Raw genomic sequence first — 10,264 nt, 5'->3', positions numbered from 1 at the left:
CTGTGTGCCCCCGCCGCTGCCAGCGCCGGCTGGGTAGCCGGAGTGATCTGGCGGTGCCTGCTGCCCATTCGGCGATAGCGGCGCAAACGGCCTCGTCGAAGCAAGCTGCCAGGTCCTGCGTAGAACGATTTGGCGGTGTCATGATCAACCGATCCCATCCTCGGGCAGGAGCATGCTGCGGCCCGGCCAGCGCAGCATTCTAACCGAGTCTTTCAGGGCGCGCTGGGATGAGCTGGACATGCGAGCCGCCACGGTACGACAGTGGGACGTCGAGGTCCACGCGGCTGACGGAGGCGTCACATGTCTGATCAAAGGTCGTCAATCCTGCAGGATCAGAACGATGAGCCGATGCTCACCTTGCTGAGGGCCATGTCTGCATCGCACGCTCGTGCTCAACGGCTTGAAGACCTCCGCATGATCCTGTCCGTGCTGATCGCGGTCTCCGGCCTGATCGCTTCGTTCACGACCGCTGGCGCCAACGTGATTGCGCTGATCGGTGCGGCGTGGGCTACGGCCTATTCGACTGGTTTGGTTTCGTGGACAAAAAAGGAGTTGCGTCACGCTGCCCTACTGCAGGAAATGTTTGATGTGCGTCTCTTTCGCATGGAGTGGAACGCCGTGCTTGCGGGGGAGCGGATTAGTGCTCAGGAGGTCAGCCGGTTCAGCAAGCGATGTCGCGCTCGCGATGACACTCTGTGCGACTACTACGAGATTCCAAATCTTCCGCATCCATATGACGTGCTTGCCTGCCAACAGCAGAATTTGGGCTGGGGGTCTCGGGTTCGGCGGCGATACGCGCATACGATCCTTGCGTCAATTTCCGTATCGGCCGGCTTGGGTCTGGCGATCGGAGTCGTTGCAAGCCTAACGGTTCCGCAGCTGTTGTTGCGTTGGTACGTGCCGTCCCTTGGAATGTTCTTGCTCGGTCTGGATACCTTTCGGGGGCAGCGAGACGTGGCTGCGGAACGCGACCGGGTACTTGCCTTAACTCGGGCGCGCATATCCGCTGCTGTTTCCGGCCAAGCGAGCTTGGCGACCCAGGTCGAGGAGCTCATGGCCTTGGCTCGGCACTCGCAGGACATCTTGTTTCTTTCCCGGGCACGCGTTCCTCGGATCCCGGACTGGTTCTTTATGTGGTTCCGTTCGAGCGATCGTGCTGACTTTCGGGCGGCGATGGATGAGTTGGTGTCGACGTTAAGCGGCCGAAAGAGTCAATAGTCTGAAGGCAATTGTCTGAAGCCTTGCTTCTGCTCAGCCCGTTCGGGGGCACGCACAGCATCCGCACGAGACCGCGCCCATCGTGAGCTGCGACTTTCCGCGACTGTCCGGATCGCTCGACGTCGCCACAAGGGCGTTGATGTCCAGTGATCTCGCACGATTTGGACGGCCGGGTGCGGCGCAGGTTGGGGCCCTCGGCAGGACTACCAAAGGATGGGAACGGGTCTGACCAGGGATTTTACGTCGGCACGTTAGTGGTGGAGGGTAGTTTCGAGCTTCCGGGGCTCAGCGAGAGCCCGTCATGAGTGCCGACTCGCAGGTGGTTGCCCGGCTCGTCACGGCGACGATGGGGCTGGTCATCGGACTGACGTTTCTCTTTGGTTTCGGCAACGTGTTGAGCCTGGCCTGGAAGCTGCAGGTGCCGGCGCTCGTGGCGCCGCCGGTCGCGCCGGCCGTCGACTTGACGGTGCTAGGTGTATGAGGCCATGACGTTGGTGACGCCGGTGTCGAGCCGGGATGCTGGTGGCTGATCTCCAACGGCAGTGTGGGGTCGATGATAGTTGTAATGCACGTTCCAGACCGCCAGGGCCTCGGTGCGGTGCTGTTCGCTGGTCCAGACGTGGGCATAGAGGAACTCTTCGGCCAGGATCCGGTTGTAGCGTTCGACTTTGCCGTTGTGGCGCGGGGTGTAGGGCGTGATCCGCTGGTGGCGGGCGCCGCGTAGGACGGTGGCGAAGTCGTTCGCGCGGTAGCAGGCACCGTTGTCGGTGACCAGGCGGTGGATGTGGATGATGCCGTGGGCTGCGAAGAACGCCCGTGCCCGGTGGACGAACCCGATCGCGGTGGCGGCTTTCTCGTCGGGCAGGGCTTCGGTGTAGGCCAGCCGGGAGTAGCCGTCGACGGCGGAGTGCAGGTAGGTGTAGCGGGCCCGCTCGCCACGACGTTTGCCGCGGCGGGCGCGTTTGTCCTGGGTACTGCCTTTGCCGTGGATCCGCCAGCCGCCTTCGTCGGGGATCTGGCCGGTCTTCTTCACGTCCAGGTGGACCATGTGCTCAGGCCAGCGCGCGATGATCGGCCGTGGTTGCCGGTTGGTGGCGCCAGTGGGGTCGATGAAGCGGCGCCGATTCAGGCCGAGGTGGAGCAGATGGCGGCTGACGGTGCGGACGGAGATCGTGATGCCTTCGGCGGCCAGTTCGGTGGCGATGCGGCGGGCGGAGTACTTCCGCTGCCGGCGCAGCTGCTCGATCCGGGCCACGACCTCGGCGGGAGTGGCGGTGGGCTGGTGGTGCGGGACGCTGGGGTGGTCGAGCAAGCCGGTCTCGCCGTGGCGTCGGTAGCGGTTGACCCACTTGCTGGCGCATTGGCGTGAGATGCCCATCTCGGCGGCGACGTGGGCGATCGGGCGGGTCTGGCAACGCGCGACGAGCCGGCGACGGCCTTCCACGGACAGCGGGGCATTACGGTGGTGCATGGACGGGTCTTTCTGCTTGGCGGACGAGTGGGTCGCACTTCTCATCCTGCCGTCGAAAGACCCGTCCCTCAGTCTCAGGCCCTGTCAGCCGACACCAACGTCATGACCCGCAACAGCTAGGGCTGCTCGTCGGTACACGACATTTGGCTCTCCCTGGGGCCGATGACGCCGTCTTGCGGCCGGCGCGGCGCCTACTGCTGGTGGCGAGCGCGTTAACGCTGTTGTTGAATGTCGCTGACCTCTTCCAGGTCAAAGTCCTGTTCGGGTAGCCAGTCCGGGATGTTGTGATCGTGGAGACGCTGAGTTATCGGGTTATAGCCCGCGCGATTCGTGATCACCAGGAAAGCTGCCGCGCGAGCCTTCCGGTAGTCAGGAAGCTCTTGTCCGCGGTAGCCGTTCAGTTCGCGGCTTGCCCAATCGCGTAGCTCCGCCGAACCGGACCGCTTGCCCAGGAGGATGCACTTCTGCAACAGCGAGGACAGGCTGACCGTGTCGTCATGGACTCCCGCTTCGAGCGCCGCGAGCAGCCCTTTGGATGGTTTGGTCGCCATCCGCTAATGGTCGCACCTCGGCCGGCGAACTTCCTGAAGGCCCAGGTCGTGTCACGCCGTGTGCGGGTTGCGGGCCCTGTCGGTGCGATGTGGGTTGACTTGCCCGGAGTGGACGGATGTCAACCGTGATACCGATGAGGCAGGGCGGGTGTCTCAGCGGCAGGTGCTGGCCAGTACCGGCGTGGGCTGCAAGCGCGGCGCTGCTGCCCCGGTTCGTCCGCTATCCGTCGTGGGGTCTGGCGCGGATGACCGTCGCCGTGGTGATCGTCCTGGGCACTATCCGGTGGCCTCACTGTGCGGTTCGAACTCGTGCCATAAGACGAGGATGCCGGTGTTGACCCCATCGGCGATATCTCGCCGTGAGCCACGGAGACGGGTGAGATAGTCCCGGACGTGGGTGCACTCAGACACATGCTCGTTCCGAGCCTGTTCTATCGTGAGAAGCCACTCGTCACGCGGTGAAGGGGTGGTGATAGGCGGCCTGGCGCGCGGCCGATCACTCGGGGGTGTCGCCTGCCTGGTTCGCGGCTTGCTGCGGTGCGACTGGAGGGTCTCCACTGCGCGGACACCCGCTCGAGCTGCCTCGCTGTTGACCCAGTCGTTGGCTTCTTCGAATGCCGAGGCAGCGGCTTCGTAGGCTTGCACGGCTGCTGAAAGACGGCTGGTCGCACGGTGTGCGTGGCCCAGGTGCATAAGCGCATGCCCAAGCCGCGGTCCGTCCTGGGCCTTTTTGAATGCGTTCACCGCCGCGCGGAATACGGTGGTCGACTTGGTTGCCTGGCCCTTCGCGAGCATCATCACGCCGATCTTGACCAGCGCGTGCCCGGCGTCGACCGACATGCTGGCGTCCTGGTAGGCGTCTGCAGCCTGCTGCAGCGTCCGCAGCGCCTCTCCTTCCCGCTGCTCGCGCAGCAGCCTGGCGCTCACGCTGTCGAGGGTGCGGCCTTCACCGCGCCGGTCGCCGATGTCGTGTTTCGTCTTCGCCGACTCGAGCTCAGCTGCCAGCCGGAGTCGTGTTCGAGCGCGCTTCATCGCCGCGCTCACCGCAGCCGGCGACATCGCGGCCTCTTCCGCGATCTCGGCGGTGGTCATCCCGGCGACCGTGCTTCTCACCACGAACCGCTGCTGCTCCGACAGCGGCTCGAAGTAGGTGCGCCAGTTCACGTTGGACAACGCGATCGTCTCCGCGGACGGCGTGGTCATCCGTGCCGCGAGCTCGCTCATGTCCTGCTCCGCGAGTTCGGCGCGGCGGCGCTCCTCGCGTCGCCAGTGCTCGCGGATCTGGTTGCGGGCCACAGCGTGCGCGAACGCGTCCGGCCTCGTGATCGTCGACCATCGGGTGAAGCACGCCAGCAACGTGTCCTGCACGATCGACTCCGCAGCCTCGCCGACGACACCGTTCGAACGGACGAAGTTTCTCAATGGCCCGAACTGGCGCGCGTAGAACGACTCGAACGGCTCCACAGGTTCCTCTCGCTCCGGTGTGGCCTCAGCGGAGGCCACACCGGAGCTGTCAGACACCGTCCAGTCGAGGTCGTCGCCGAGCACCTGGCAGCACGCCGCGGTGAAGCCTGGCGACGGGGCCACGGCGCCGGTCTCGACTCTGCTGATGAGCCCGCGCGAGTATCCGATCAGCTCGGCGAGCTCGGCCAGGGAGAGCTTGCGGCTGGTCCGTCGGGCCCGGAGCGCCGCGCCGAACGCCGCCCGCCTCACGGCCGGGTCCCTGCGTCGTCCTTGTCGTCCTCGTCGTCCGAGTTGGTGCCCGCCGAGCCGGGGGAGTTCTTCTTCTCGGCCGCCGTCTGCGCGTACTTGTACGCGGCGGCCACCGTCTTCAGCCAAGACTCCTTGAGCCACGGCGTGACGGTGGCCCACAGGAACCGGATGGAGCCGGGCAATGCGGCGCTGAGCGCGGTCCAGGCGAGGTGTTCCCGGAAGCTATCCAGGTTGTCCATCTCATGCAGGGCCGGCACGTACCACGTGAGGACCAGGATGCCCATGAGCAGGACTGTGGTCGCGTTGGTGCCGGCGATCAGCGCTCGCACGCCGCGGCGGCCGCGGCGTTCCGGGTCGCCCTCGGGCTGCCCGCCGGAAGGCAAGGCAGTGCTCTGCAGCGTCATCGGTGAGGATTCCTCTCGGGTGCGTCGAATGTTGTGTCAGTGGTGTTGCTGCACGTGACGCCTTCGCTCCGCCCAGAGATCCGGTACCGCGCGCTGTCCTGAAGGTACTCGCCTGGCATGTCCGAGTTCACACCGCGCGTCCTCGGAGCTGCGCATAAACGTTGTGCAACGGCGAGTGACTCTCCGTCACGAGGAGTGATGAGGAAGATGCAGACCACGGCGTGTCTACTTGACAGGCCTGTTAGTGAGGTGGGCCACAGTCGCGCCCTGGTGCCGACGTGGCCATGTCGACCGGAAGCGTATCGTCGACATTGCGACGACTGGTGTGCCACTACTGGCGGGTACGCAAGAGTTGACGGCTTGATGTGAGTAAGCTCACATCAAGCGTGATCTTGTACCGGCTAGCTGTTTCACATCGACATAATCAGCGTCGCATTAGGGCGCTCCATCTTCGGGGCGTCGAATGTTGTGTCAGACAGGCCCGCCATCGTCGCTCCGCCCGAGTGATAGGTCCGATGGCGGGCCTGTCCTATACCTGCAGGCAGCAGGTACTGGGGAGGCAACGTAGCGGGCAGTGGTCGACGCGAGCAACTTGCCGTGCGCGAGTTGCCCCACCGTGATGTCGCTTGGCTGCGGGTGTCCGGAAGTTGTCACTGAACTCACCAGCTGTATTAGTCTGTTCTCGCAGGTCAGCGGGTGTGCGCGAGTTCTCGGGGCTGAAGTTCGCGCTAACTGGACAAATAGTAGACACTGTCACCTTGTGTGACTGAGGAAACCATAAGAGTGACAGTAGGCGTGTCACTCTAAGTGGTAGCCGACTACGCGCGGGTCGGCTGACATGAACTGGCTGTAGGTAGCCTATTCATTTGCGCAAATTAGGCTAGATGCTTCCGTGCGCTTTGTGCATAAATAGGAAGCAGTATCAAGCAGTCTTATTAATTTCAGTCAATGTGATTACGGTCACCACAGTGACGGCCACTTTGCGTGGTGATGTTGCTACATACGGCGTAGCGAGCTGTCGCTCTTTGTGATCATTGATTACTCATGGTTATAGCGCCTGTTTGAGTGTTGCCCTTGGGCTGCTCCGACTTCCTTGTTGAACCTTGATCGTATATCGTCGATTAACGATTAAGGGGGGTTGAGGTGCTCGATCGCGAAGTAGCGAAGACCTACGCCGAGTGGTTCCGGACGCTCGCGGACCCGACGCGGGTGCAGATCCTCAATCTCCTCGCCGAGACCGGCACGCCGATGACGGTGGGAGAGGTCGTCGAGCGGGTCAGCGTGGGGCAGTCGACCGTCTCCGCGCACCTGAAGGTCCTCGCCGAGACAGGGTTCGTGCTGGTCGAGCCGCGGGGGACGGCTCGGCTCTACCGGGTCAACGAGGAGTGCGTGTCGTGCTTCCCGAGTGCTGCGGATGTCGTAATGGGCCGGGGTGTCCGGTCGTTCGCCGAGGCCGTCGACCAGGAGGCTCAGTGAAACCCGACCGCGACGCCGTCCGCGACCGCTATGCCGCCGCTGCCAGGCAGGCGCTTGCCGGAAAGGGGATCGAAATGCTTGCCGACGACCGAGATGCCGACCGGCTCAGTGCCGTCCACTACGCCGGCGCGGAGCTTTCCGTCGAGGTAACCGCCACGAGCCTCGGCTGCGGCAACCCGCTCGCTGTCGCTGAGCTGAAGCTCGGCGAGACCGTGCTCGATCTCGGCTCCGGCGGCGGGCTGGACGTGCTCCTCTCCGCTCGCCGTGTCGGACCGGGCGGACGGGCCCTCGGCCTGGATATGACCGACGACATGCTCACCCTCGCCCGCCGGCACGCCGAGCAGGCGGGCGTCACCAATGCCGAGTTCCTCAAGGGCACGATCGAGCAGATTCCGCTGCCGGACGCCTCGGTCGACGTCGTCATCTCCAACTGCGTCATCGCGCTCTCGCCCGACAAGCCCGCCGTTTTCGCCGGCATCGCCCGCGTCCTGCGCGCCGGTGGCCGCCTCGGCGTCACCGACATCCTGGCCGACGACACGCTCACCGATGCCGAACGCGCGGCGCGGGCCGGTGCGGTCGAGTGCCTCGGCGGCGCGCTCACCGCCGAGCGCTACCGGACGCTGCTGCGCGACGCCGGCCTCGCCGATGTCGAGATCGAGCTGACCCACGAGGTCGGTGACCAGCTCCATTCCGCGATCATCCGCGCCACCAAACCGATCCCGGTCGCGGCGATGACCTCCGAGCACGCGGATCGGGTACTGGCGATCTACCAAGCCGGGCTCGACACCGGACATGCGAGCTTCGAGACCACCGCGCCCGGCTGGAAGACCTGGGACGCCGCCCATCTCCCGGATCACCGGCTGGTCGCGCTCGATCCGGCCGGGCGGGTCATCGGCTGGACCGCGGTCACCCCGGTGTCTTCGCGGTGCGTCTACGCCGGGGTTGTCGAGCACAGTGTCTACGTCGATCCGGCGGCGCAAGGGCGTGGTGTTGGGCGAGCCCTGCTGGTCGCGCTGATCGACTCGACCGAGAACGCGGGCATCTGGACGATCCAGAGTGGCGTGTTCCCTGAGAACACCGCGAGCCGGGAACTGCACCGCCGGGCCGGGTTCCGGGAGATCGGCGTTCGCGAACGCGTCGGCCAGCACCGCGGCGTGTGGCGAGACGTCGTCATGATCGAACGCCGCAGCCCGCGCGTCGGAACCTGACCGGAGCCGGTGCGCCCCTCGATTGCGCACCGGCTCCGGGCCTTCAGTTGCAGCAGCCCTCCGGCTTGGCCGTCGCGCCGGTCTCGGCGTCTGGCGTGCAGCATGTCGCCGGGGTGACCAGTGCGGCGTCCTCGGCGGTGAAGGTCAATTGGGCCACGTGGCTGCACGCTTCGACTTCCTCCCAGGTGATCGGGGTGGCCACGGTCGGGTGGTCGCGGCCACGCAGGGAGTAGGGCGCGACGGTGGTTTTAGCGGGGTTGTTCTGGGACCAGTCGATGAACACCCGGTTGGTGCGCTGGGCTTTGGCCATAACCGCGGTCACCCTGTCCGGGGTTTCGCGGGCAAGCCGCTGCGCGAGCTTCTTCGCATACGCCGAGGGCGCGGCAGGATCTGATGTCTCGATCGCAGCGTAGAGCTGCATCCCCTTCGAGCCCGACGTCTTCGCATACGGTGTCAGGCCGTCATCGACCAGGAGGTCGCGTAGCCGTTCGGCGACGCGGCAGCACTGCACGATCGACGTCCCCGGCCCGGGGTCCAGGTCGAACACCAACCGGTCCGGCGGAAGCCGCCGGCCTTCGGCGTCGACCTGCCACTGCGGGACGTGAAGTTCCAGGGCGGCCATGTTCGCCGGCCCACACCAGTGCGGGCAGCTCGTCGAGCAGCGCATACTCGATCTCGCCTTCGCCGCGGCCGGAACGCGAGCCCGTGCTGGGCAGCCGGACCGTGGGCAGCCAGCTCGGCGCGCCCTTGGGCGCGTTCTTTTCGAAGAACTGCTGCCCGCCGAAGCCGTCAGGGAACCGGATGAATGTGACCGGCCGGCCCGCGAGGTGCGGCAGGAGCACCTCAGCGATGTGGGAGTAGTAGTTGATGACCTCGCCTTTGGTGAAGCCATCCGGGTAGAGCTGCTTGTCCAGATTGGACAGCGTTAGCCGACGGTTTCCGGCCTGCACCGTCACTTTCGGTCCGAGCGGCGCGGCGTCAGCGGGCAGCGCGGGCTTCTTGCGGGCGGCCGGCTGTCTGCTCGGCGCAGGCGCCGTTTCGGCGGCGACCCGCTCGCGGGCGCGGGGAGCGAGAACCTCAGCGGGCGTGCGATCGTCGCGCAGGCCGCGCCAGGCGGTGTGGCGCAGCCTGCCGTCGCCGCGGGTGAACTGCCGGAACACCACCTCGCCGACCAGTTCGGGCTCCGTCCAGTGCGCGCGGGCAACGTCCTCACGCGGCGGGGTCACTGCGAAGGGGTGTTTGCGCCGTTCCAGCTTTTCGAGCCGTGTAAGTAGGCGAGCGCGGTCGGCCTCGGTGAAGCCGGTGCCGACGTCGCCGATGTAGACCAGTTCGCCGGTCTCGGGGTCGTGGCCTCCGAGCAGCAGCCCGCCGAGGCTGCCGTTGAGCCGGTTCTGGCCCGGGCGCCAGCCGCAGACGATGACCTCGGTGGTCTGGATCAGCGCGTGCTTGCACCAGTAGTCCGGGCGTTTGCCAGGGGCATAGGGGGAGCGGCGCAGCTTGGCCACCAGGCCCTCGTGCCCGGTTGCGGCGACGTGATCGAGCAAGTCCTTCGGTGTCCGCCGATCCGCGGACAGCTCGGTGAAGGTGAACCCACGCACGACCGAGATCCGGTACGGATCCGGCATCGCCAACCCGGCCAGCAGACCGCGGCGCTCCTCGTACGGCTCCCGCAGCAACGACTTCTCCCCGAGCTGGAGCAGGTCGAAAGCGAGGAACCGGACGGGCGCGTCCTCGAAGGGCTCGTCACGGCGAGGGGAGCTGCGGTGAGTCTGGTAGCGGCCGCGACGTTCCTGCAGCAACCCGAAGTCGATCTGCCCGGCTTCGTTGTAGACGACAATCTCGCCGTCGAGTACCGCGGGCTGGCCGTCGAGAGCGGGTGTGAGGACGCCGGCGAGGTCTGCGAACTCGTGAGTGAAGTCGATGCCGTTGCGGCTGGTGAGCACGGTGGTGCCATCGGCGGCGATCTGCATGCAGGCCCGGTAGCCGTCCAGCTTGTACTCATACGCCCACTCCGAGCCCTCCCGCAGCCGACCGCCGTCCGCCTTGGCCAGCATCGGCTCGATCCACTCCGGGACGCCGGACGAGCGGCGTGCAGGCATGCCCAGCCTCCCGTCCTCGCAGTGCAACACCGAATTTCGACGGTAACCCGGTTGGCTCAGCTTCGCCGAGTCTGCGCTGGTCAACGCCCTATCCGGTGACGGCAAGTGGCAAGACGAACGCTCA

8 protein-coding genes and 1 pseudogene are annotated in these 10,264 nt (G+C 65.9%); 4 read left to right on the top strand and 5 right to left on the bottom strand.

The genetic code is table 11. The features are described from left to right. The first annotated feature begins 300 nt into the window (after positions 1-300). Positions 301-1,218 (top strand): S-4TM family putative pore-forming effector, encoded by a 918-nt coding sequence (locus ACZ7OU_RS41120; RefSeq protein ID WP_470259449.1) that lies wholly within the window; start codon positions 301-303, stop codon positions 1,216-1,218. 301 nt (positions 1,219-1,519) lie between these two features. Beyond that, complete coding sequence (locus ACZ7OU_RS41115) at positions 1,520-1,699, top strand: hypothetical protein (protein WP_470259448.1); 180 nt, start codon at positions 1,520-1,522, stop codon at positions 1,697-1,699. Here ACZ7OU_RS41115 and ACZ7OU_RS41110 read toward each other — a convergent pair. From ACZ7OU_RS41110 to ACZ7OU_RS41095, 4 genes are all read right to left on the bottom strand, one after another. Continuing rightward, positions 1,688-2,689 carry an IS481 family transposase gene (locus ACZ7OU_RS41110; protein WP_470259684.1) on the bottom strand — a complete coding sequence of 334 codons (1,002 nt, stop codon included), beginning with the start codon at positions 2,687-2,689 and terminating at the stop codon, positions 1,688-1,690. The two genes, ACZ7OU_RS41115 and ACZ7OU_RS41110, sit on opposite strands and share 12 nt — an antisense overlap. A 212-nt stretch (positions 2,690-2,901) precedes the next feature. Next, positions 2,902-3,240, bottom strand: coding sequence for an AbiTii domain-containing protein (locus ACZ7OU_RS41105; RefSeq protein WP_470259447.1), 339 nt, complete (start codon positions 3,238-3,240; stop codon positions 2,902-2,904). A 276-nt stretch (positions 3,241-3,516) separates the two neighbouring features. After that, a complete protein-coding gene (locus ACZ7OU_RS41100) occupies positions 3,517-4,953 on the bottom strand; it encodes a sigma-70 family RNA polymerase sigma factor (RefSeq protein ID WP_470259446.1) in 1,437 nt (478 codons plus the stop codon). Then, complete coding sequence (locus ACZ7OU_RS41095) at positions 4,950-5,357, bottom strand: hypothetical protein (RefSeq protein WP_470259445.1); 408 nt, start codon at positions 5,355-5,357, stop codon at positions 4,950-4,952. The genes ACZ7OU_RS41100 and ACZ7OU_RS41095 overlap by 4 nt, the downstream gene beginning before the upstream one ends. A gap of 1,143 nt (positions 5,358-6,500) precedes the next feature. On the opposite strand from ACZ7OU_RS41095, the gene ACZ7OU_RS41090 reads away from it, so the two are divergent. Together ACZ7OU_RS41090 and ACZ7OU_RS41085 are read left to right on the top strand one after the other, a co-directional pair. Further along, on the top strand, positions 6,501-6,833 hold the full coding sequence (locus ACZ7OU_RS41090; RefSeq protein ID WP_470259444.1) for an ArsR/SmtB family transcription factor: 333 nt from the start codon (positions 6,501-6,503) through the stop codon (positions 6,831-6,833). Between the two features lie 74 nt (positions 6,834-6,907). Next, positions 6,908-8,041: a GNAT family N-acetyltransferase gene (locus ACZ7OU_RS41085; RefSeq protein ID WP_470259443.1), complete on the top strand. Its 1,134-nt coding sequence runs from the start codon at positions 6,908-6,910 to the stop codon at positions 8,039-8,041. A 43-nt stretch (positions 8,042-8,084) separates the two neighbouring features. Here ACZ7OU_RS41085 and ligD read toward each other — a convergent pair. Then, positions 8,085-10,140, bottom strand: a pseudogene (ligD, locus tag ACZ7OU_RS41080) (DNA ligase D). Positions 10,141-10,264 lie beyond the last annotated feature (124 nt).

The sequence above is a fragment of the Amycolatopsis sp. NPDC114505 genome (assembly GCF_055633615.1).
This window is presented reverse-complemented; position numbering and strand designations above follow the sequence as displayed.